Annotated in this window: 17 protein-coding genes; 8 read left to right on the top strand and 9 right to left on the bottom strand. The window is 45.4% G+C overall.

Going from position 1 to position 22,895, the window contains the following annotated elements:
* Positions 1–8 precede the first annotated feature (8 nt).
* A complete protein-coding gene (locus GC130_RS28285) occupies positions 9–1,610 on the top strand; it encodes a nitrilase-related carbon-nitrogen hydrolase (RefSeq protein WP_152001723.1) in 1,602 nt (533 codons plus the stop codon).
* Position 1,611: 1 nt separating this feature from the next.
* Here the strand turns inward: GC130_RS28285 and GC130_RS28280 are convergent, their stop codons facing one another.
* Positions 1,612–1,821, bottom strand: a complete 210-nt coding sequence (locus GC130_RS28280) for a hypothetical protein (RefSeq protein ID WP_152001722.1) — start codon at positions 1,819–1,821, stop codon at positions 1,612–1,614.
* A 377-nt stretch (positions 1,822–2,198) separates the two neighbouring features.
* Between GC130_RS28280 and GC130_RS29310 the strand changes: the two genes are divergently transcribed.
* Both GC130_RS29310 and GC130_RS29165 read left to right on the top strand, forming a co-directional pair.
* Positions 2,199–2,399: an endonuclease domain-containing protein gene (locus GC130_RS29310; protein ID WP_236583005.1), complete on the top strand. Its 201-nt coding sequence runs from the start codon at positions 2,199–2,201 to the stop codon at positions 2,397–2,399.
* 10 nt (positions 2,400–2,409) lie between these two features.
* On the top strand, positions 2,410–2,586 hold the full coding sequence (locus tag GC130_RS29165) for a DUF559 domain-containing protein (RefSeq protein ID WP_236583004.1): 177 nt from the start codon (positions 2,410–2,412) through the stop codon (positions 2,584–2,586).
* A gap of 37 nt (positions 2,587–2,623) precedes the next feature.
* Here the strand turns inward: GC130_RS29165 and GC130_RS28270 are convergent, their stop codons facing one another.
* The 8 genes from GC130_RS28270 to GC130_RS28235 form a co-directional block, all read right to left on the bottom strand.
* Positions 2,624–2,851, bottom strand: a complete 228-nt coding sequence (locus GC130_RS28270; protein WP_152001721.1) for a type II toxin-antitoxin system HicA family toxin — start codon at positions 2,849–2,851, stop codon at positions 2,624–2,626.
* Positions 2,851–3,078 (bottom strand): type II toxin-antitoxin system HicB family antitoxin, encoded by a 228-nt coding sequence (locus tag GC130_RS28265; RefSeq protein ID WP_152001720.1) that lies wholly within the window; start codon positions 3,076–3,078, stop codon positions 2,851–2,853. Before GC130_RS28265 ends, GC130_RS28270 begins: the two co-directional genes overlap by 1 nt.
* Positions 3,079–3,441: 363 nt before the next feature.
* Positions 3,442–6,270 (bottom strand): pitrilysin family protein, encoded by a 2,829-nt coding sequence (locus GC130_RS28260; RefSeq protein WP_226940639.1) that lies wholly within the window; start codon positions 6,268–6,270, stop codon positions 3,442–3,444.
* A 98-nt stretch (positions 6,271–6,368) separates the two neighbouring features.
* On the bottom strand, positions 6,369–7,403 hold the full coding sequence (locus GC130_RS28255) for a DUF697 domain-containing protein (RefSeq protein WP_152001719.1): 1,035 nt from the start codon (positions 7,401–7,403) through the stop codon (positions 6,369–6,371).
* A 199-nt stretch (positions 7,404–7,602) separates the two neighbouring features.
* Positions 7,603–8,280 carry a lipoprotein signal peptidase gene (locus GC130_RS28250; RefSeq protein WP_152001718.1) on the bottom strand — a complete coding sequence of 226 codons (678 nt, stop codon included), beginning with the start codon at positions 8,278–8,280 and terminating at the stop codon, positions 7,603–7,605.
* A 49-nt stretch (positions 8,281–8,329) separates the two neighbouring features.
* Positions 8,330–11,698, bottom strand: coding sequence for an isoleucine--tRNA ligase (gene ileS, locus GC130_RS28245; protein WP_152001717.1), 3,369 nt, complete (start codon positions 11,696–11,698; stop codon positions 8,330–8,332).
* A gap of 31 nt (positions 11,699–11,729) precedes the next feature.
* Positions 11,730–14,153 carry an RND family transporter gene (locus GC130_RS28240; protein ID WP_152001716.1) on the bottom strand — a complete coding sequence of 808 codons (2,424 nt, stop codon included), beginning with the start codon at positions 14,151–14,153 and terminating at the stop codon, positions 11,730–11,732.
* A 72-nt stretch (positions 14,154–14,225) separates the two neighbouring features.
* Complete coding sequence (locus GC130_RS28235; RefSeq protein WP_152001715.1) at positions 14,226–15,566, bottom strand: deoxyguanosinetriphosphate triphosphohydrolase; 1,341 nt, start codon at positions 15,564–15,566, stop codon at positions 14,226–14,228.
* Positions 15,567–15,661: 95 nt separating this feature from the next.
* On the opposite strand from GC130_RS28235, the gene GC130_RS28230 reads away from it, so the two are divergent.
* From GC130_RS28230 to GC130_RS28210, 5 genes are all read left to right on the top strand, one after another.
* Complete coding sequence (locus tag GC130_RS28230) at positions 15,662–16,858, top strand: hypothetical protein (RefSeq protein ID WP_152001714.1); 1,197 nt, start codon at positions 15,662–15,664, stop codon at positions 16,856–16,858.
* A 10-nt stretch (positions 16,859–16,868) separates the two neighbouring features.
* Positions 16,869–19,133: an IPT/TIG domain-containing protein gene (locus GC130_RS28225; protein WP_152001713.1), complete on the top strand. Its 2,265-nt coding sequence runs from the start codon at positions 16,869–16,871 to the stop codon at positions 19,131–19,133.
* Entirely contained in the window at positions 19,117–21,204 is a 2,088-nt protein-coding gene (locus tag GC130_RS28220; RefSeq protein WP_152001712.1) for a kelch repeat-containing protein, read from the top strand. The genes GC130_RS28225 and GC130_RS28220 overlap by 17 nt, the downstream gene beginning before the upstream one ends.
* Positions 21,205–21,265: 61 nt before the next feature.
* Positions 21,266–21,877 (top strand): hypothetical protein, encoded by a 612-nt coding sequence (locus GC130_RS28215; RefSeq protein WP_226940638.1) that lies wholly within the window; start codon positions 21,266–21,268, stop codon positions 21,875–21,877.
* Positions 21,877–22,881: a WD40 repeat domain-containing protein gene (locus tag GC130_RS28210; RefSeq protein WP_152001710.1), complete on the top strand. Its 1,005-nt coding sequence runs from the start codon at positions 21,877–21,879 to the stop codon at positions 22,879–22,881. The genes GC130_RS28215 and GC130_RS28210 overlap by 1 nt, the downstream gene beginning before the upstream one ends.
* Positions 22,882–22,895 lie beyond the last annotated feature (14 nt).

The following is a 22,895-nucleotide window of genomic DNA, read 5'->3' as shown; positions in this document are numbered from 1 at the left end:
AAGACATTATGAAAACTTTCACAAACACAAAAACTATTGCACTTTGGCTGTTGGCCACGATCAGCTTCTCACTGTTATCAGTTAAATGGATGTTTGCTCCGGCTGCCTGGGTAGCTCCGGCCTTCCTTATTTTGTTGATGAAAGAATACAAGCCCTGGAAAAGCCTGTTAATGGGGTTGTCGGTTCTTTACGTTTCGTCGTTGATTGGCAGTTACAAAGTCATGCCTTTCCCTACCATCGTATTTGTGGTGATCGCACTGATTGGTGCTTTGAAGCACTTGATTCCCTTCTTTCTTTTCCGCTTGCTTTCAAAAAGAGTTGAGGGCTGGTATGCTACTCTGCTGTTTCCGTGCCTCTATGTGGCTTACGACTACCTCAATGGTTTCGATGGGGGTGGCACCTGGGGATCGATTGGTTATACCCAGGTGAATAATGATGTTTTGATGCAGCTAGTTGCTGTTACTGGCTTATGGGGTGTTACCTTTCTCATTACCTGGGTTTCAGCACTTTTGGTGGCATGGTATTCCAACGGCCTTAGGTTTTCCTCAATAAAAAAACCAGCTACTGTCTTCTTATCAATCTTTACAGTGATCCTAATTGGCGGAAGCCTAAGAATCAACACACTATGGCAGGACGAAACAACTACTGTAAGGGTGGCTGGCATCACAGGGCAAAACCTTGAGTTGCTTCAGTCAACCTATGAAGCTGTGTTTGGAAGCCGACTGGATGTTGATCTGGCCAAGCTTACGCAAACCTCCCCAGAACTCCAGGAGCTAAACAAAGGTTTGGTGAAGTTTATTGAAAACCCAGGTGACCCAATTTTCGGTGCTTCTCATCGACAAATGGAAGCCTTTCAGGACAGCATGCTCTCTGTCGCTAAAAAGGAAGCAATTGCCGGGGCCAGGGTTGTCTCTTTTTCCGAAGGGCTCCTTTTTACCACCAAAGCCACGGAAGCCAAGCTTATTGCCAAAGCCAGGCGTTTGGCAAATGAAAACCAATTCTATCTGCTGTTAACAATGGCCTCTATTATCCCCGGCGAAGTCACCATGGGCTCGAAGTACCTGGAGAACAAGGCTTTGTTTATTGGCCCTGATGGGCAAGTGCTCAACACCTTTTTCAAAAATAAGCCTGTGCCGCTGGTAGAGCCCAGCATACACGGCGATGGAAAGGTTCCTGTAATCGACACCGAATTTGGGCGTATTGCGATCTCCATTTGCTACGACGCCGACTTCCCCTACCTGATGAGGCAGGCAGGGCAGCAAAACGCTGACATAATGCTGCTCCCTTCCGGCGACTGGAAAGAGATTGCTCCGTATCACGCCTGGATGGCCAAAGTCAGAGCTATAGAAAATGGTTTTTCGCTGCTGCGCCCCGTTAGCAATGCCACATCCATTGCTTCAGACTACTATGGAAAAGTACTAGGCTCCAATGACTTTAGCTCAGTGGGTGAGCATGTGATGGTCAGTCATCTGGCAACGAAAGGAATAGCAACTGTCTACTCGAAGATGGGGGATTGGTTGGCTTGGGGGTGTTTGGTGGGGTTGGTTGCTTTTCTTGGGCGCCATGGCGTGGCCTCTCAAAAAGTCATGGTTAAAACAGATTCGCAATAAATTACCCCAGGAACCACTCTATATGCGTACATTCTGAGCAGACAAAGCAAGTGGCGGTTCGGTCAGTCCAGTCGAGGTTGAAGAAGCTTGACACAGCGGAATTCATTTGAGCCCTCCTTGACCAGAACAGTTTGTTGTAGCAAATCGGGCAAGACAGCTCATGTCCGGCTACTTCTATTGGTTGTGGCTCTTCTTTCTTGAATAGTTTCATCTGCATAAAATTTACTTTTTAGAGGCCAGATGGAATAGCCTGTACCATTACGGAATAGATCGTAGTCTGTTGACTGGTTATTCATTCCGTTGGGTAGGGTATTCCTTATGGCTATTTCATGGTAGTAAAGTCAGCCCTTCGGTAAATAATGGAGAATATAGTATTTTATTACCTTATCTAAGTAAAATCGAGCTGAGGGAGTACAATTCCCAATTAATAATGGTTTTTGATTTGCTTCTGGAATAAATATCTTGAAGAAGAAACCTCATCCCTGCCCTTCTCCCCGGGGAGAAGGATTAAGTAACTCGGCAGCCTGCTGAGCGAGCCCCCTCTCCCAAAGGAGAGGGCCGGGGTGAGGAAAACACCTTGAAATACAGATGCCGAAACGAGACTTCCACAAAAACGCACAAGGCAACCTCTTCGAGTACGCAATAAATATGCGCAAGAACCACACAGCAGCAGAAGACCTGCTATGGCAAAACCTCAGAGGACGAAAGCTAGGCGGACATAAGTTTAGAAGGCAGCATCCCGTGGCTGGTTTCATTGCAGATTTTTACTGTCATTTTTTACTGTCATGAAGCGAAACTAGTGATAGATCCGGGTGGCAAAATTCATGACCTTAAAGAGCAAAATGAATATGATGGAGGGAGAACCCACGACCTAACGGAGCATGACCTGAGAGTGATTAGATTCACCAATGAAGAAGTTGAGAGGAATATTCTTATGGTGCTCGAGGAAATTAGAAACGCTTTAACGGAAAATTAAATTATGGCTCTAATAAAGCCTCTTCGAAAAAGAGCCTCTACTTCATTTTAAGAAATTCTTCTGGTGCAATATCGCATTGCTTGAGAATTGCTCTCAAAGTTCCCTCTGGCATATCTCCAGGATGATTGGGTATTGTGGTGAATCTACCAGTGCTTTCGTTCCACCAAATTTCATGGCTACCGGCCGCTTGCCTATGAAATGAAAAACCTAGCTTTTTTAGCATTTTTACAATCTCACGGTATTTAAAGCCCGACAACCTACCCATTACATCCCAATCACCAGCGGAAGATCAAACTCATTATCGAACTCAGGAAGCACAATGGGATTAGTTCCTTCCTGCGCTTCGAGCAGTTTCTTGGCCACATCTCTGGCGATCTCAAGCGTTTCCGAAATTGTCCTTCCCTGGGCAACCAGCCCCTGAATAGCATCAGAAGTTGCCAGGTAGACCCCTTCTGGTAATTTTTCTATATGTAAATCTATTTTTCTTTCCATATCATAAATATAGTTAACCCAGCTCTCATTTACGCCAATAGAACGCCTAGGTTGGTAGCCAAAAGTAGAGCAAATCAACGTATTGACCCTCTGTTTGCTCTAATCTTCACCTCAATCAAACATCCGCAGTTGTTGATGAACATTTTGATGAAATCGTGAATGAACTAGTAGGGTATTATCTCCAGCGCTCACCCAGGTGAAGAAGCACTGCATTTGTTCGAACGTTACTTGTGGTTTGGGCCAATCAGAAAAACAACAGGGTTTGGTAATATTAGCCTTGTAGAAACATGATCGTTTTTAAAAAGGTGCCAAAAAAAGGGGCATACCTATTAGGCATGCCCTGATTATATCTTTCTATTTCCCCTATTCTTCCGGCATCAACACCAACTTGATGAACTTCTCAGGATCGATATATTTCTTAGCCGCCTCCTGCATGTCTTTTGAAGTCAGGGTTTCAATCCTTTCTTTCGCTTTCAGGATACCTTCAGGATCCCATCCTTGATAATAATAGCTGCGCAGGGTATTGGCCCAGAAGCTATTGTCTTTCAAACTAACCTCCAGTTGCCGACGTTGACCTTCCTTAATTTTTTTCAAGTCTTCAGCACTCACGCCTTCCTTCTGGAGCTTCTTCAGCTCATCCAGGGTAGCCGTCACCAGCTCCTCAACATTTTCTGGTCCGCAAGGGAAGCTTACCTGGAAGGTATAGTGGTCGTACGGCATGTTCTCTGCATTGGCATTGGCCCCTACGCCGTACACACCACCTTTTTCCTCACGAAGTAACTCAACCAGCTTAATGGTCATTACCTCCCCAAAGCTTGACAGATAATATGACTGTTTCCTATCAAACTCCTGCTCTGTATCCCAATACATGATTACCTGGCTCTTTTGATCGACTCCTTTCTTCACTATTTTCTCCAACGGCGCCTTTGGTGGCCGTGGACTAACGTCCTTCCACTGGTCTTTTCTTCCTGAGGCTGGCAAGCTGGCAATGTACTGCTCCAGCATAGGCTTGATCTCGTCTACTTTAAATGCTCCGACAAAGAAAAAAGTGAAGTCGCTCACATCACTGAACCTGTCCTGGTAAAAGGCGAACGCTTTGTCCAGATCGATTTTATCCAAATCGGCCTCTGTCGGGAAGCCGCCTCCTCTGATGCTGTTGTTGGAAAGCGTACGTTGCACCTGATCCACAAAGTAGTACTGTGGGTTGGCCATCACATTCGACAAGATGGACTTGTTCTTTGTGATAAATGACTGGAACGCTTTTTCGTCCTTTCTTGGGGCTGTGAAATACATATTCGTCAGCTGGAAGAACGTTTCCATGTCAGCTGGCGTCGTGCTGCCCTGCACGCCCTCACTCAACTCTCTGATAAATGGCGTAACGCCAAGGCTCTTTCCTGCAAGCACTTTTTGCAAAGTGGTAATATCGTAGTCGGCAATACCGCCCTGATCCACCAAAGAGGCCGCATTAGAGGCAGACTGGTAGTCGGCATCGGAAGCAAGGCTGTGCCCCCCGGGACTCCAGGTAGTCATCACTATTTCGTCGTTCTTGAAGTCGGTCGGCTTCAAAAACACCTTCACTCCATTCGAAAGGTCGAGCTCGGTAATACCCAACGCCTCGTTCTTTTTCTCTGACACAATGCTGCCTGGCTTGGGCAAGGTGGTCATCAGGCTCTCACCAAAATCTTCGTCCTCGTAAGGATCAACTTTTAATATCCTGATCCTGTTGAGCACGCCTTTCACTTCATCCTCAGTTGGCAGCACCACACCCTCCTTGTCAGGTGCGGTGATCACCACTACCCTATTTTCTTTTGTGATCCATTTTTCGATAAGCGCATTTACCTCATCAAGACCAATGCCTTCAACATACTCCTTTGCAAAGTTGTATTCCCACTCAATGCCCGGAATCGGCTCCTTTTCGAGGAAATTATTGACATATTCGTCCACATAATTCTCCGACTCCGACTTGTCTCTTTCGTTGTAGGCGACTTCGTATGATTTCAGCAAGTCGAGCTTGTAGCGCTTTAACTCGCCTGAAGTAAACCCATGCCTACGAACCCGCTCCAGCTCGGTAATCATGGCCTGAAGTCCGCCTTTTATGTCTTTTTCATTTGCTACCGCAAAGGCCTGAAATGCATCTTTCGTTCTTGCCCAGGTGCCGCCATGGCTGGTGCTTGCGTATACAAATGGTGGCTCAGCTTCTCTCGTTAGCTCCTGTAGCCGCTTATTCAACATCCCGGTAAAAGCTCTCTCTACAAGAAAGTCTCTGTAGTCACTGGCTTTTGTCTCCTCTTCCGGGTCGGTTTTGAAATATAGGCGAACCTGGGCGAAGGTAGCTTCTTTGTCAGCCAACACAGAAACATAGGTATCGGCATGATCAGGCACCTTAAACTCTTCCCTTTTCTTTGGGCTTTTAGCCACAGGTATCCTTCCAAAGTACTTTTGAATCTTGGCCTCCATCACTGCTACATCAATATCGCCCACGGCTACCACAGCCATCAGGTCAGGACGGTACCAGTCTTTGTAAAACCGCTTGATCGCTTCATGCGGGAAGGTCTCCAGGTTTTCTTTGGTGCCTATTGGAAGGCGCTCCGCATACCTCGAATCCTTATAAATCACTGGCAGGTATTTGTCGAGCATGCGGCGCTCACCACTTTGACCAAGCCTCCACTCTTCAATCACCACACCCCTCTCTTTGTCTATTTCCTCTCCTTCAAAAGTGAGATTGTGTGCCCAGTCTTCCAGAATCTGAAGTCCCTGGTTGACAATTTTTTCATCGTCTGTGGGAATCGGCAGAATGTAGACCGTTTCATCAAAGCTGGTGTAGGCATTTAAGTCCGCTCCAAACTGCACACCTATAGATTGCAGGTAATTGACGATTTCATTTTTCTTGAAATTCTTTGTGCCATTGAAGGCCATGTGCTCCGTGAAGTGAGCAAGGCCGAGTTGGCTTGGATCCTCCAGAATCGACCCGGTATTTACTACCAACCGCAACTCCACCCGGTCTTCGGGACGGTCGTTGTGTCGGATATAGTATTTCATTCCATTTTTCAGCGTGCCGATCCTGACATTTTTATCGACTGGAATCTGTGAATCTAAGTCAACAGTTTGGCTTTGGGCCAAAAGTGAGGGCAGAAGCCCTAAAAGCAAGAAAAAGATAGCTTTTATAGCTCTGTTTTTGAAAGATGTTTCCATGGATTAAGTTCCAGGTTTGTTGAATAGGTGAAATTAACTAAAAATAGGCCTTCAAAATACGTCGAAGCAAAGTGCCGTCCAAAGCATCTTCGTTATTTCTATTGATCCATTTCCCTGGCTTCGGATTTTCTTTTTCCAAAAGGATTGACTTTCCTGGCAGCAGAAGAAACCCCTTCTGTGATTTTGGTGCCCGCTTTCACTATGGCCTGGCCCCCAGATTTAATGCTTTGAAATCCTGCATTTTTTGCAGCTTTCAGAATGCCGCCGACAACCTTTGTTGACCCCTGGGTCACAATCTGACTTAACATTTTTCCAGCCTCAAGGGTAGCGTTTTTCCTTGCCTTTTTGCTATCCCAGGTGGTTACGCAGCTACAATATTGCCGGGCAATGATGCCGACCCGCAGGGTAAGAAAGGCATTTGTGGAGCCTTCGAAAAGCGAATCCATCACCAGTGTGGCCGTGGGGCCCACCACCGGAATAGAAGAAAATGAGGTGCTTTTAGTTACACCCGATAGCAGCGACTCAAGCTGTAGACTGATGTCGAGGTCTTCAATTTCGGATACGAGAAAAGTGGTGGCGCCGATGTTCGCATAAAGGTGGGCGAGATCTCTCAGACCTGGTCGCTGGTGGTACAAATGGCAAATTTTCCACACCATGCGTGAGTGGGTAAAAAGGATGGTGAAGGCATCCAGCCGTCCGTTTTGAGAGATGGACGTAGTAAGGAATACTGACAGCGCCGTTTGTTTGATAATCTTGTCTGCCTCCTCATTGAGTCGGGTTAGCGAAACCTCCAATTGATCCTCAGAGGCGGGAACAAGACCCTCGGCGATCAACAGTTTATTTTTTCTAATCCGTTGAAATACTCTCCTTTTATGTTTGGGGACTTGGTCTTCCTCTTTAGGAGGTGTGAGGGTTTGCGGCAACCGCAAAAAGAGAAAAACAGGCACCAGCAGAATGCCTGCGGAAATGGCTATCAGGGCAACAAGTACCACCCTTCCGAAAGTTTCGTTTACACCAAGCGCCAGGTGATAAATCTGATAGACCTGATTGACCAGAAAAAGGGCTGTGAGGAAAACGATAATGGCAGAAAGCCAGACCGCAATAAGTTTGATCTCTTTTGAAAAGCTCGACATACCTGTATTAACGTTACGTTGGTTTGACAGGTTGGGGAAGACTGAAGTTACACGTTTTGTCGACTATTTGCGAACTACTTGCAGAGGCCCGAGTTAAAGTCGTGGACTGGCAGCTTAAATTGAAACATCACTCCAAAGAAAGGATTTCAAAGTCTTCTTTACGTCTTGGAAGCCTTTGCGTGAGACTATCCCCTGCAGCTTACCCTACCGACTGGGCATTTCGTGCTTCGTCGTCATCAGAAGGAACCTGCCCCACCATGGAAGTTTGAGAGTCGCCAGTAGCATCTCCTTCTTCGTGGTCAGCTTCTTTGAAAAATGACTTCTGGAATATGATAATAATTGCCACGCCAACGAAAATTGAGGCGTCTGCGACATTGAAAACGGGCCAAAGAGCTGTGTAGTCTCCACCGAACAAAGGCACCCACTCGGGGATTCTGCCCTCCCAGATGTCGATGTAAAACATGTCAACTACCTGGCCGTGAAACCATGGATTCGGTGCGTCGTAAGGAGCGTTGTTAAGAAAGACTCCGTAGAAAACACTGTCGATCAGGTTACCAATGGCTCCCCCAAGTATAAGCGCACCGCACCATAAAAGGCCGCTGTGTACTTCTTTTTTAGCCAACCTATAGAGGTAAACAGCAATCACGACCATGGCTATGAGCCTGACAACGGTAAGAATAAGTTTGCCGTTTTCACTGCCGAGCTGCATGCCGAAGGCCATGCCCGGATTGGTGAGATAGTGAAGCTTAAATACGTCGCCAAGGAGGTAAATCTGCCCGGCCACGCCCATTTCCATATTGAAGTGTACTGCCAACTTAACTACCTGATCCAAAATGATCATTGCAATGGCCAGTAGGTAATATTTAAAATACTTCACTTTGTCCTTAGTTTACAATGTTTGGTGTTGGCTTCGACGATTGATCTCTTTAAACGGCTACTTTGACTTCGAGGTTAAACTCATCCATATCCAAAACAACAGCGTCAGTCAGATCTCCCACCATTTCAAGCGAAAGGGCCTGGGTTTCACTACAAATATAGTCTTTGAAACTAATCAAAGCCTCATTTACCATTTTTTCACTTTCTTTAACAGACAGCCTGATTTTGTCCTGTACCTCAAGCCCCATGTCTTTCCTCAGGTTTTGTATCCTGTTCACAAGGTCACGGGCGATCCCTTCCCTCTTCAGGTCATCGGTAATGGTGATGTCGAGGGCGACAGTCAGGCCATTTTCACTGGCAACCAACCAGCCAGGGATGTCCTCAGAAGAAATCTCAAAATCTTCCGGCGTAAGCTCAATGTCGCCTTTGGCTGTTTTCAGTAAGAATTTGCCAGTACCCTCCAGGCTGGCGATATCGTCCTGTGTCATTTCCTTCACTGCAACGGTAATGTCCTTCATGATCGGGCCATGGTGCTGACCCAGCCTTCTGAAATTAGGCTTGATGCTTTTTACAAGGATGCCGGATGTATCGTCGATATACTCTATCGCCTTCACATTGACTTCTGACAAAATAAGGTCTTCCACGGCTTCGATATAATGCCTGGTAGAAGCATTCAGTACAGGAATAAGAATTCTTGACAATGGCTGACGCACCTTGATCATCTGCTTTTTGCGAAGCGAGTGAATCAAAGACGATACCTCCTGAGCCAACGCCATCTTCGTTTCCAGCTCCTTGTCAATAGCCGACTCGTCTGCCTTAGGGAAAGCTGCCAGGTGCACCGACTCTTCGGTTTCCCTTCCTGACACCTTATTGAGGTCAGAGAAAACACGCTCCATATAAAAAGGAGCAATCGGTGCTGCCAGGCGAGCTACTGTCTCCAGGCAGTCGTACAACGTTTGGTAAGCCGCTTTCTTGTCTTCGTTGTACTCACCCTTCCAAAAACGCTTCCTGTTCAGGCGCACATACCAGTTGGACATATCGTCCACAACAAAATTCTGAATCAACCGACCAGCCTTGGTTGGCTCGTAATCGTCATAGGCTTCTGCCACCTGCTTTTTCACCGTATTCAGGCGAGAGGTAATCCACCGGTCGCTCTCTGTCCTCTTATTCAAAGGAACGGCAGCCTCACTATAGTTAAAACCATCCAGATTGGCGTAGAGTGCAAAGAAATTGTAGGTATTGTACAGGGTTCCAAAGAAACGGCGCTGAACTTCTACTATTCCATCGATATCAAACTTGAGGTTGTCCCACGGATTTGCGTTGGTGATCATGTACCAACGGGTGGGGTCGGCACCGTACTTTTCCAGTGTAAGGAAAGGGTCGGCGGCATTGCCCAGGCGCTTCGACATTTTATTGCCGTTCTTATCCAGCACCAGGCCATTGGCAATCACATTTTTGAAGGCTACACTGTCGAACAGCATACCTGCTATTGCATGGAGTGTAAAGAACCAGCCACGGGTCTGGTCTACTCCCTCGGCGATGTAGTCCGCAGGATAGTTGGCTTCAAATACTTCCTTGTTTTCAAATGGGTAATGCCACTGTGCGTAGGGCATGGCACCCGAATCGAACCAAACGTCGATGAGGTCCGTCTCACGTTTCATTGGTCGACCGCTATCGCTTACCAAAACCACATCGTCTACAAAAGGACGGTGAAGGTCCATGTCGTCAGCCACAGGTGCTTTCATCAGGCCTGCCTTCACAGCCTTTTCTGATTCTGCCTTCAGCTCGGCAAATGAGCCAATGCATTTCATTTCCGACCTGTCGTCTGTTGCCCAAATAGGCAAGGGCGTGCCCCAGAAACGGCTGCGACTTAAGTTCCAGTCTACCAGGTTCTCCAGCCAGTTGCCAAAGCGGCCGGTTCCGGTCGACTGCGGCTTCCAGTTGATGGTGTTGTTCAGTGCAACCAGCTTGTCTTTGTAGGCTGTGGTTTTGATGAACCAGGAGTCCATCGGATAGTAAAGCACCGGCTTGTCTGTTCTCCAGCAATGCGGATAGGTGTGCTCGTATTTCTCTACCTTAAAGGCTTTGTTTTCCTGCTTGAGAATGATGGAAATAATGACGTCCGTCGACTTGAAATTCGGATCGCTTTCATCCTCCTCTTTATAGTTCTTTACATAAAATCCGTCTTCGTCATACTCCTTGTGGGCGGTGATGTCCCACTCTTTCATCTTGGCTTTCAGGTAGGCGCCCACTTCATTGACAAACTTTCCTTTCCTGTCAACGATAGGCACTTCAAAGCCACCCTCATCTTTTACAAAAACACCGGGCAGGTTGTTCTGCACGGAGGTTCGAAAGTCATCCGCACCAAAGGTCTTGGAGATATGCACGATGCCTGTGCCGTCTTCGGTCGTCACAAAGTCGCCAATCACCACAGTGAAAGCAGGTTTTTCCAGCTTCACCACAGGAACGAGCTGCTCGTAGGCCATGCCGGCCAGTTCTTTGCCTTTGTACTCCTGAACCACTTTAAAAGGAATCAACTTGTCACCCGGCTTATAGTCCTCAAGCTTTAGGTCAGCGGCCTTCTGATTGAAGTAAGCGCTGACTCTGTCTTTTGCCAGGATCACATTTACCGGCGCAAAAGTATACTGATTGAAAGTGGCCACCTTCACGTAGGCGATCTCCTTACCCACAGCCAAACCGTTGTTGGCCGGCAAAGTCCACGGGGTGGTGGTCCAGGCCAGGAAGTAGTCGTTTTCTGTTCCTTCGATTTTAAACTGCGCCGCAATGGTGGTGTCCTTCACCATTTTATACGTGCCCGGCTGGTTCAGTTCGTGAGAGCTTAGACCGGTGCCTGCTGCCGGTGAATACGGCTGTATGGTGTAGCCTTTGTAAAGAAGACCCTTGTCGTAAAACTTCTGCAATAAATTCCAGACAGACTCAATATAATCTTTCTCGAAGGTGATGTAAGGATTATCCAAATCGACCCAGTAGCCCATTTTCTCAGTGAGGTCGTCCCACTGCCCTTTGAACTTCATCACCGCCTCACGGCACTTCTGGTTGTACTCTTCAACTGATATTTTCTTGCCGATATCATCTTTGGTGATGCCCAGCTCTTTTTCTACCTGAAGTTCAACAGGCAGACCATGGGTATCCCAACCGCCTTTTCTTTTTACCTGAAAGCCTTGCTGCGTTTTGTAACGACAAAAAATATCCTTCACCGTCCTCGCCATCACGTGGTGAATACCCGGTGTGCCATTAGCTGATGGGGGTCCCTCGTAGAAAGTAAAAGTCGGGCGGCCCTCTCTTGAGTTTACAGATTTTTCAAAAATTTTCTTCTGCTTCCAGTCTGCCAGCACTTCGGAAGCTACTTTGGCCAAGTCTATAGATTTATACTCTCTGTATTTCACAGCTTTCGTCATGATCTTCTCCTGAAAATTCAATCTTTAAGTACTACGATTGTGTTTCTCTGCTATTGAGCTCCTCCAGCTTAATTCGGTCAATGTCAATTTCTTCGTCGTCATTTTCCGTGTAAAAATCGCTATAGCTATCAATAAGCAAATGCTCGTTTTTGTTCCTCTTGCCGCTATCGAATCGCAGCAGTAAAGACGGCAGCAAGATGGTGTTCGTAAACATGGCAAAGAACAAAGTGGTAGAGGTAAGTGTTCCGAGCGCCACTGTTCCGCCGAATTCTGAAAAGGCAAATATTACGAAGCCAAAGAAAAGGATGATCGAAGTATAGATCATGCTCGACCCAACTTCTTTAATGCTTTTGCTCACAGCCACGGGCACAAAGAAATTGTTCGCAAACAATTCCAGCCTATACTTGGCCAGGAAGTGAATGGAGTTATCAACCGATATTCCGAAAGCAATACTAAAAATAAGGGCGGTGCTTGGCTTAAGCGGTATTCCAAAATAACCCATGATTCCCGCCGTAATGATCAACGGAATAAAGTTGGGTATCAGGGAAACGATGATCATCCGCAGGTTTCTGAAAAGCAGCCCCATCACAATGGCGATAACAAAAAAGGCCAGCACCATGCTACTGATAAGGTTTTGTATCAGGAATTTATTACCCTTTATAAAAAGTAATGTAGTACCTGTGATGGTGGCCGACATTTTTGTTCCTTCAAAAAGGTCGGTAATCTTTGGCTCTATTACCTGAGTGACCAGGCTGTCCATTTTATCTGATCCCACATCGGCGATGCGTACTGACACACGAACGATCTGACCTGTTGAGTCGATAAAGTTACTGGCCAGCCCTGAGCTCATTCCAGCCTCACCCTGAAGATAGCGAAGGACAAATGCCTGATCTCGGCTGGTTGGCAGCGAATAAAACGCAGGGTTTTCGTTATAAAACGCCTGCCGGGCAGCTTTCACAAAACTCACAATGGAAACCGGCTGCGAGATATAAGGAATGCTGTCGAGAAAACTCACCAACTGATCAATTTTTTTGAGGTTGTTCAGGTTGAGTACTCCTTTTTTATTGCCAGTATCAATCAACAGTTCCAGTGGCATCACACCACTAAAGTTCTCCTCAAAGAAAGCGAGGTCGTACCTAACGGGACTGTCGTCTGGCAGGTCATCGATCATATGCGAAACTGCTCTGATACGAGTCATTCCAAATATCGACACCCCTACCAATACTATTGAGAACAAAAACACTTTGTATTTGTGCCTGTGCACCAGAAGGTCTATTCCATATAGCAGCTTAGCCAGCGGCTTCATGTCCAGGTGCTTCAGGTGGCGCTTTTTCGGTGGCGGCAAATAAGAGAATACCGTCGGGATGAATACGATGCTCACGATGAAAGTGGACATGATATTAATGCCGGCAATGGTTCCAAATTCACGAAGCACCACAATGTCGACAATAAGGAGTACAAGAAATCCAATAGCCGTGGTGAAGTTGGTCATCAACGTCACAATGCCGATCCGTCTGATCATGTTCGACAAGGCCATCATTTTGTCGCCATGCAGGGCATATTCCTGGTGGTATTTGTTGAGCAAATACACGCAGTTGGGTATGCCTATGACGACAATAATCGGCGGAATGAGCCCAGTAAGGAGTGTGATTTTATAGCCAAAGAGAGACAGTGTCCCCATCACCCATACGATCATGGTGCCAATAAGAATGAGCGGGAAAAGCACAGCCTGGAATGACCGGAAGAAAAAGAAAAGGATGATGCCCGTAACAATGATAGAAAGCACCAGAAATAGCTGGAGCTCGGCCTTTACCTTACTTGTGTTGATAAATCTGATGTAGGGCAAGCCAGCATAGTGTAGCTTGATGCCCGTTTCCTCTTCAAATAGCTGAGCCACCATCAGCACATCGCCCACCACACCATCACGGTTTTTTGTACTCAGAATCTCCTTGTTGATGGACACCATGATAAGCGTGGCTCCATTGTCAGGGTTGATTAGCTGGCCACTATAAACTTTGATTTGATTGGCCTCCCTCAACATAGAGTCGAGCGCCGGTTGCGTGTCAGGAATGCTCGTGAAAAACGGCTTCATTTCAAGCCGCTTTTTTTCATCGTTCTTCACCAGGTGCTGGAGGCTGGGAAGGGAAAGTACGTTTGTGATATTGTTGATGCGAGCCAGCTCGTCGGCCAGGTACCTGAACTTTTGAAAGTTCTCCACCTTGTAGATGGCGCTGTCTTTTACGCCAATAGCCAGCATGTTTCCATCTTCACCAAACAGCTTTTTGAATTCCTGAAAATAGACCATGTCGGGGTCTGTATCCGGAACTGTTTTGGCAAGATCGAACGACCACTCAACTTTCCGGGCCTGATAGCCAAAAAAGGCTGTAAGGATAACCAGAATGATAAGAAGGGGAAGCCTGAATTTCAGGATGATATGTGCTAACTGGGTCCACATTTCCAAACGGAGCACAAATGTAATGAAATAATCTTTCTAAGGTAGTTGAGGGTCATTATTCCTTTCCTATTTCTACGATCTTATTCCTGGCAGCGATATGCCGGTCAGGTTTCGGTACAGGGAAAGTGCATGCCCATCGGTGAGACCGGAAATAAAATCAAGTACCGTTCGTAAGAGTTGATAGGTCGTTTTTGACTTTTGAATGCCCAAAAGAATGTCTGACGGCATGAGTTTGTATACGAGCTGGTCTCTATAGCCTGGTTTGTCATCAAAACGAACTTTATAGGCAGCGCTACAGAAAGCCTCCATCAAACCTGAGATTACCTGAAACCCTGCCGCTTCTTTTTCAATCACCTGCCTCGACTGGTAAATCTGTGCCACCGACAGTTTGCTGATTTTTTCCAAAGTAGTACTGCAAGGCACCAGCGAAAACAGGTCAGTGTTCAATGTGCCGTCAAGGATTTCCTTTTCGTTATCCAGAAAGGCTTTTGTTAACTGCCCTACCAGCACGTTGATGGCCAGCGCCCTGAGCGTCGCCATCTTTTCCTCCACCGTTTCCAGGTCATCCAGCTTCTCCGGTTTGTAGGCGTCGCCTATTATTTCAGCCAGTAAGTCTCTTGCCACCTCGTACCGCACCCAACCAAGCCGGCACCCATCCTCCAGATCGATGATATGATAGCAGGTGTCGTCAGCCGCTTCCACCAGGTACACCAGCGGGTGCCTGGCCCAGGCTATGTTTTTTATTTCTTCTTTCAGGCTGGTGGCTGCTGCTACATCCTGAAAGATGCTTGCCTCTGTCTGATAAAAACCAAACTTCTTCTGGCTCTTTTTCTCTTTACTCTTCCCTTCAAATGACGACTGGCAGGGGTACTTAGTAAATGCCGCCAGCGTAGCATGTGTGAGCCGCAGCCCTTTGTTCTGAGCATGGCAAAGCAGCCGGAGCCCCTGGGCATTGCCCTCAAATGAAACAAGATCCGCCCATTCCGCCTTAGTTACTTTCGACTCGAATATCCTTCCTTCGGCATGGTTAAGAAAAAACTCAGAAATGGCCTTTTCGCCCGAATGTCCAAAAGGCGGGTTGCCAATGTCGTGCGCCAGGCAGGCGGCAGCCACTATGGAGCCAAAGTCAGCCGCTGTGAGCGCAAGGTCTTTTTCTCTTTCCAGTATTTTCTCACCGACCATTTTCCCCAGCGATCTGCCCACGCTTGACACCTCAAGGCTGTGGGTAAGCCGGTTGTGCACAAAGTCGTGGTCGGGCAGAGGAAATACCTGCGTTTTGTCCTGCAGCCTGCGAAAAGGATACGAGAAAATAATACGATCGTAGTCCATTTCGAAAGGACTGCGGGCAGGGTCGAAGTTGATGCTTTTGGTGGCGCCGTAGCGTTGGCTGTTGAGGAGTTCTTTCCAGATCATTTACTAGATGCTCGTATTTATAATTAAATGGAGAATTACTATCTAAGAATCGCTAATGTTTCAATATATTTCAGTCTCTTTTATATTATTAATCAATGGATCAATTCTTAAAAAGCTTCTTTTCTCTCAGTCTTTTGGCTGGCCTTACAATTTCGTTCAGCCCAATTCTGGCACAACCAGATTTTCGCCCAGGATATGTCGTCAGGTTACAAGGCGACACCCTGCATGGCTTCATAAATTACAGCCATTTGGAGATCTGCGAGTTCAGAGAAAACAAGCGCTCCGCAGTAAAATTATACAAACCTGTAGAAATAAAGGGCTATGGATTCATAAATAGCCGGTTTTATGAATCATTTAGTTCGTCAGCGACCAAATTGCCCGAATCCGTTTTTCTGGAACTGGTGCAAAGTGGAAAGCTTAGCCTTTACGCATATGAACATTATTTTTTTGTAAAAAAGGATACTCTTATTCGGCTCGATAAGGGAGAACAGAAGCGAGTTGAAATTGGCAACAGAGCATTCGTTCAGGAAGGAAAAAGCTACATCGGCATACTCAACTTACTTACAAGTGATTGCATGTTGGAGAACCTGTCAAAAGTGCGATACACCCAGAGAGAAATAAGCGATGTGATAGAGAAGTATAATGCTTGCTCAGGGAGTGAAGTGTTTATTCCAAAGAACAGCTTACCATGGATAAGTCCAAGATTATCATTGGCCTCAGGATTCAATAATTCACTCCTAAGCCTGCCTGGATATCCGGCCGGTATGTTTAACCCTGCCAAATATGCTATTTACGGGCTTGGCTTGTCCGTAAATTCCCCTCGCCTAAATGAGAAGATCGCTATTGTGGCAAGTGGGTTATTTACAAGTTCGATTTACCAGGGTCTATACACCTCAAAAGAAGGGTCTATTGCGTCTAATAAGGATATTATTATCAATTCCAGCTTTCTAAAAATCCCTTTTGGTGTGAAATATTCTCTTTTGTCCGAACTAGCAACTCCCTATATAAAAGGAGGCATTTCTGTTTCTGCATTCAGCAGAACATTCAGTAAAACAATTGAAGAGAAAATGTTGACCAACGGTGATGTTCAAACATATTTAGAGAAAAGCGAGGTAGAAAGCTTTTATCTCACTGGATATTGGGTAAGTGTTGGTTACGAAAGGAGGATATTGAGAAAACTGAGTGTGTTCGTAGAAGGATATTTTGAAAAGGCAACGGTGTTTAAAATTGTGAACTTTGCCGAGGACTCTAACGTCACGAATTTTGGGCTGCTTGTTGGGATAACCTATTAACCATTTGATTATGATGAAGATTGTCAGAACTATCTCCTTTATAACCATTTCCACAGTTTTCTTAACCTGTACAGAGGAGAAAGTAACTCCACGGGCCTACCCTCGGGTTCTTACACACCCCGTTACCAATATTACGCCAGGTGGGGCTACCTTCAACGGAGAACTATTCTTTACCTCGGTAGAAGTTATCGACTATGGGTTTGTCTGGAGTGATGCTCCAAGCCAGCAGTTGGGAAATACCGACTATGTTTCGCTGGGTAGTAGATCAAATACTGGAACATTTTCAGCAAAAATTGAAAGGTCTCTTGAAGAAGGCAAAACACATTATGTAAGAGCCTATGCCCAGAGTGCAGAAAACACAGTATATGGCCCGGTTCAGGAATTTGTAAGCCTGGGGAGCAAAGCTCCTTCAATTGAAGACTTTGAACCAAAAACTGGCACCTGGGGTGACACCATCCAAATCAAAGGAAAGAATTTTAGCCAGGTCTCTGGTAAAAATCGGGTTCTCCTGGAAGATGTCGAAACGCAGATTGTTTTTAATTCAGATACTCTGCTAAAAATTGTCGTGCCACAAAGCTTTATTAATTCTATCGGCAAAATCAAAGTAGTCGTAGCTGGAAACTCTGGCGAATCAAGCGACTTCTTCGAGTTAGAATCAGCTTTGATAAACGGGTTTAAGCCAGACTCAGCAAATTATGGGGTACCCTTCTCAATTACAGGAAGCCTTTTCAGTAAAAACTTTACCAAAGTTTACTTTAATGATGTCGAAATAAATGCCGTAACCGTCAACGACTCATTGAACATAATAACCTTCGAAGTCCCAAAGGGTCTCACAGTCGGGTTTCAGGATGTAAAAGTGGTAATTGGTGATCGAACTATTACAGCCGCCAAACAATTTTTCAGGGCGACCCCTATAATTAAAATGGTAGATCCTGAGTCTGCGACATATGGCGAAACCGTCACAATTACAGGAAAGTATTTTGCACCTGACATTAACGAAAATTCAGTAAGGCTATATTTTGAAGGCGATCCAATAAGATACCATGAAGTCCAGAAAGTTGAATCAAGCACAACAAGAATACTTGCGAAAATTCCTAACCAATACGTGGGGTATGCCCCAAAAATTGGTGTGACGGTGAACAACGATAATTCAAATAATGTATTGCTTAATATTCCCAAGCCCTTTATTGAATCAATTATTCCCTCCTCAGGCCTCCTACCTGGCAGCAAGGTTTTGATCACTGGTAGAAACTTCCCAATGGGCGGATCAGCTTTTGAGCTTTATGTAAACGGCGTAAGAATTAATAATGGCACAGTAGCAGTAAATTCCCATGAAGAACTGAGTTTCAATTTTCCGTCAGACGCTGAGTCACATAGTATTCAACTTAGTGTAAATATGGCTGGAAAAATTGGCGATTTTGACATAACAACCTCCTATGTGCCCCTCACAAAGACTAAGACAAGCTACGGAAGCCGTAGTTTTCTCAACTTTGGAGACATCTATCAGTATAATCCATCAGATGGGGGACCTTTCTGGAAATACAACCTTGCGTCCAACTCTTGGAGCGAACTACCAGCAGTGAGCGAAAGTGGCAATGGGAAGAATTTTTTTGTACTTCACTTTGATGGAGCCATGTATATGGGTGAACAAAGTGTCGTCAACCCTCCAATCAAGAATTTTCGCAAATATACATTTGCCGCCAATACCTGGGAGCAGAAAACATCTATACCAAATGCCGGTATCACCATGGCAAGCTACTCTGTTGGAGACTATGGGTATGTTATGTGGGCTGGCCACGATGGAGTCTCCCTTACTGGTAAGTTTGAATTGTGGAAGTTCGATTCCGCCACTGAAAGCTGGTCCTTTCTGGCCCCTTTTACACATGAGACAAATTACCGATCCCAAAGTTTTGCGATTTCCTTCGTCAGTTATGGAGAGTTGTTCTATACGGTAGCCAATTATGACGGTAAGCCAGCACCAGAACCCCTATGGCATTTTAATTTGGAAACCTTAGAATGGTCCAAAAAAGACATGGATTTCCTCTCAGATATCCAACATGTGCCCTACAATGGAAAATCATACATCCTTGCTAACGAATACGGGACTAACAATTCTCGAATCTACGAAATTGACAAAACCAGTTTGGAAATGACGCCTTCCGAATTTCCAGATATTCCTATAAGCCTGTTGAAGGGAAAGGCGATAATTGAAAATGGAAATAAGCTTCTCTTGATCAACCAGAACACCATTTGGGAATATGATCCGCAATACTAAAGCCGTTGTTTCTAGTGCGGTTGTCTGGATCCTACTTGGCCTTCTAACAGGGGCATGCGAAGAGAAGATTGATAATATCTCGATTATTAGAACCGGTGCTGTAACCGACATTTCCGCTGAAGGTGCCACGTTTCGGGGAAATATAACACAGCTCGGCCCAGAAGAGATAATTGATTATGGATTTGTCTGGTCGGAAGAAGCCTTTCCAACCGTGGAAGGAAATGCAAAGTTTTTCGGCAAACCACCAACCATAGGGGAGTTCGAATACCAAAACACTGCTGGACTGAAAAAAGATACCACCTACTATCTAAGAGCGTTCATGCAAACTTCCGGGTCGGTAATCTATGGAGATGTGGTCACCTTCAAGAGCCTCGGCGGGCAGCCTCCTGTAATTTCAGATTTTGAACCTAAAGAGGGCACATATGGGTCTGAGTTGACTGTAAAAGGGGATTTCTTCAGCGATGCTCCGGCGGAAAACTTCGTTAAAATCGGCGCACTAAATTGCGAGATAATTAAGGCCAGTAGAACTGAACTGACTGTTAAGGTGATAAATGGCACCATGATTTCAGGCAGCTACCCTCTTTTTGTACAAGTGGGAAATCATAAGACGCAGTCGATAGATTCCTTTATGATGGAAGGATTCCAAATCGATAGCATTTCGCCACACAAGGGAATAGCAAATGTTGATGTTCAATTATGGTGTAAGAATGCACCGCAATATTATATGCAGCTTTCACTCATAGCTAATGGTTCTTCAAACGACATTTCTGGCTATCACTACGCCTACTCGCCGACCGAAATCCGTTTCAAAATTCCATATGACTTTTCCTTTGTCGGCCCCGCACAAATCAGTGTTGAGTTTTTCGATAGCGAATATAACTCCGCAGGTTTGCTGCTCAAGGATTATGAAATTGCCGGGCCTCAAGTGCTTTCGTTTACCCCAAAACAAGCGTTTCCTGGCGAGAAAATATTTGTAACCGGCCAATACCTTGACAAAATAACCCAGGTATTGATCGGCAATTCATCATCAGTTCTAACACCAACGTCTTCAACCTCAGGAAGTGTAGCAATAGATTATGCCACGCCACCTGGCAAGTTCACGATAGATGCTCCCTGGGTAAATCACACCAAAATCCCATCCTCTGACTCAATAGAAATTATTAGCCCATGGACATCAGATCGAACATTTCCGGGAGGTGAAATTGCGAATGGTGTTGGCTTTGCTATCAACAATAAGATGTATGCTGGGATTGGTAGCATCATGCAACAAGACTTCAAAGCAAACAATGATTTTTGGGAGTTTGACGAAAATGGCAGCTACTCAAAAAAAGCGACTTTCCCAGGCGTAGCACGAACCTCTGCCTCTTCAGCGGCAATAGGAGATAAAGGCTTTGTGATAGGTGGTAAAACTGAAAAAAAAGCCAGCCTAGGGGATTTTTGGAGCTATTCTCCCGCCACGGACAGCTGGCTCCAGCTAGCAAACGTACCCTGTGGCACCCGATATGATGCCATTGCCGCTGTAGTCGACGAAGATATCTATTTTGGCACTGGTCTTTCCGGCTCATCTGCATACAGTTACACGTTTCATGCAGATATTTGGAGATACAGTACGATAACACAAAAATGGGATTCGATCACCAGTTACCCGGGTAGGGCACGCCAAAGCCTGGTTTCCTTCGTAATTGGGAACGATATATTTGTAGGAGGTGGGTTTCTTGGAAGTATTAATCCGAAAGATTTTTGGGTGTATCATACAAAAACTGATTCATGGCAGAATCTTGGCGCTTTGCCGCTTCTATATGCCGCCGCCAATGTAAGTGCATTGGTAATAGACAATGTCGCTTATGTAACAGGAGGGACGGGGTTACCTGAACAGATTTGGAAATTTGATCCTACAAATCACTTATGGACGCAGTTGCCTAGTATGACGCTGGTCGACAGAACAAACAGGGTGTATAATACCATTGGAATTACCGTCAACAAAAAAGGATATATCATTGGGGGATACAAAAGTTATGGACCAACCTACCTTTCAGAAGAAATTTGGGAATTTGACCCGTCTGTATTTTAAGCTCGCTTTTTTCTTGGTAGGTGTTCTTTATAGCTCGTGTACCTACTCACAAAAGCTGGTTTTGGACAACCACCTGGCCGTTGGGCTGAGTGGTGGATGGGGTAGCAGCAGCGGGGCAGCAAACACCGCCTCAAGTGGCTACTTTACTCCTGCTTTGTTTGCAAATTATGACAAATTGTTGAGCGCCTCTCTATTCGTGAATTATAGGCTTTCACCTTTTTTGACCGTCGGACTAACAGGAGACAATGTACATTTTTCAGATTGGAGCTACCCTGGTGATGCACAAACATACGAGGGGGCAAATTCTACTATCAAATCGCTACGTCCTTCGTTGAGGGTATTCCTACCTTACAGAAGGATTGGATTGAGAAATAGATTCAAACCGTTCCTTGAAGTCTTTCAGGTAAATAGTTCGATATCAACCTCACTAGCCTACCTCCCATTCGGCGAAAAAGAGTCGTTTGAAGAAACAACGTCAAAAGCTTTCAATTTCGGCTATGGAGCCAGACTCGGTCTTGAGCTTGCTTTGACCAATAGGCTTGGCTTTCAATTAACCTATGGTGTCACGAAACATCGTTTAAAATCCAAACTCTATGATGACACGTCTGTAATCTTTACCAAGACAGCGATGGGAATGTTTTACAGAGGACTATTAACTAAAAAACTTTTCTAATGTGGGCAAAAAATAGAACTTCCATATTACTGTTTGTTTATCTCGTTACATCCAGTTCTCTTTTTGGGCAATCAAAAAAATACAAGACCATAGGCAACTCCAATGAAAGTATCCAGCAAATCGTAGTCGGCGACAAAGGGGAATATATTGTGGCTCTCACAGAGAAATACATCTTACAGACTTGGCAAGTCTCCAACAACAGCCTTTTGGCTTCACAAAAAATAGATGGAGCGAGCGCCAGTATCTCGTTATCCCCGGATAACTCAACGCTGGCTTGTGGCACTTCTTCGGGGCAAGTCCAGCTACGAAGTTTCCCTTTGCTTGAGCTCAAGGAAACCCTGAACACAAAGGATAAACTTCCAGTTTTAAAAACCGCTTGGGCCAGTCAAGACTCCCTAACCGTATTGCTAAACGACAATTCTGTCAGCTTATTTAGTGTGAAAAGCTCCAGGCTGATTTACAACCTGCCCGCAAGCGAATTTTCAGCCACCTCCCTGGATGTTAGTGACTCACTCAACCTCATGGTTGTTTCGGACATTGAGGGGGGACTGTCCTTCAGAAAACTGTCTGATGGTCAGCTGTTACGAACTACAAAAAGCCACTCTAAACAAGTTCGTGAGGTCAAGATAGACAAAGAAAGAAACGCAATAGTAACAGTTGGTGATGACGGGAAATGCCAAATGACGAGCATAAAAACCGACTATCTCTTGTTCAAAAGGAAAAGATACTTCACCTGGCTTACCGCAATAGATTTAAATCAAAAAAGTATTCTACTAACATCTAGTGAAGGTTTCATTGAAATTATCACCCCGTTTAACAGCTACGACCTAAAAATTAACGCCGTCATCTCCAGCGCCAAATTCATTCCTTCTGGTGAATCGAACCAGCTAGTTCTGTGTCTTGGCACTTTAGGTAAGGGTATAATTATTGTGAAGGCTTCTAACATGAAAGCCAGAGAAAAGCTTAGGTCACCACAGATCCACGCCAATCGAATTTCGTTTTAACAGCAAGAGTGGCT

The organism is Imperialibacter sp. EC-SDR9, from assembly GCF_902498805.1.
GTDB lineage: Bacteria > Bacteroidota > Bacteroidia > Cytophagales > Cyclobacteriaceae > Imperialibacter.
This window is presented reverse-complemented; position numbering and strand designations above follow the sequence as displayed.

Excerpts from the sequence above, each read along its gene's own strand:
- GC130_RS28285 (WP_152001723.1), top strand. The coding sequence starts at position 9 with ATGAAAACTTTCACAAACACAAAAACTATTGCACTTTGGCTGTTGGCC.
- GC130_RS28280 (WP_152001722.1), bottom strand. The coding sequence starts at position 1,821 with ATGAAACTATTCAAGAAAGAAGAGCCACAACCAATAGAAGTAGCCGGA.
- GC130_RS29310 (WP_236583005.1), top strand. The coding sequence starts at position 2,199 with ATGCCGAAACGAGACTTCCACAAAAACGCACAAGGCAACCTCTTCGAG.
- GC130_RS28270 (WP_152001721.1), bottom strand. The coding sequence starts at position 2,851 with ATGGGTAGGTTGTCGGGCTTTAAATACCGTGAGATTGTAAAAATGCTA.
- GC130_RS28265 (WP_152001720.1), bottom strand. The coding sequence starts at position 3,078 with ATGGAAAGAAAAATAGATTTACATATAGAAAAATTACCAGAAGGGGTC.
- GC130_RS28260 (WP_226940639.1), bottom strand. The coding sequence starts at position 6,270 with ATGGAAACATCTTTCAAAAACAGAGCTATAAAAGCTATCTTTTTCTTG.
- GC130_RS28255 (WP_152001719.1), bottom strand. The coding sequence starts at position 7,403 with ATGTCGAGCTTTTCAAAAGAGATCAAACTTATTGCGGTCTGGCTTTCT.
- ileS (WP_152001717.1), bottom strand. The coding sequence starts at position 11,698 with ATGACGAAAGCTGTGAAATACAGAGAGTATAAATCTATAGACTTGGCC.
- GC130_RS28240 (WP_152001716.1), bottom strand. The coding sequence starts at position 14,153 with ATGTGGACCCAGTTAGCACATATCATCCTGAAATTCAGGCTTCCCCTT.
- GC130_RS28235 (WP_152001715.1), bottom strand. The coding sequence starts at position 15,566 with ATGATCTGGAAAGAACTCCTCAACAGCCAACGCTACGGCGCCACCAAA.
- GC130_RS28230 (WP_152001714.1), top strand. The coding sequence starts at position 15,662 with ATGGATCAATTCTTAAAAAGCTTCTTTTCTCTCAGTCTTTTGGCTGGC.
- GC130_RS28225 (WP_152001713.1), top strand. The coding sequence starts at position 16,869 with ATGATGAAGATTGTCAGAACTATCTCCTTTATAACCATTTCCACAGTT.
- GC130_RS28220 (WP_152001712.1), top strand. The coding sequence starts at position 19,117 with ATGATCCGCAATACTAAAGCCGTTGTTTCTAGTGCGGTTGTCTGGATC.
- GC130_RS28210 (WP_152001710.1), top strand. The coding sequence starts at position 21,877 with ATGTGGGCAAAAAATAGAACTTCCATATTACTGTTTGTTTATCTCGTT.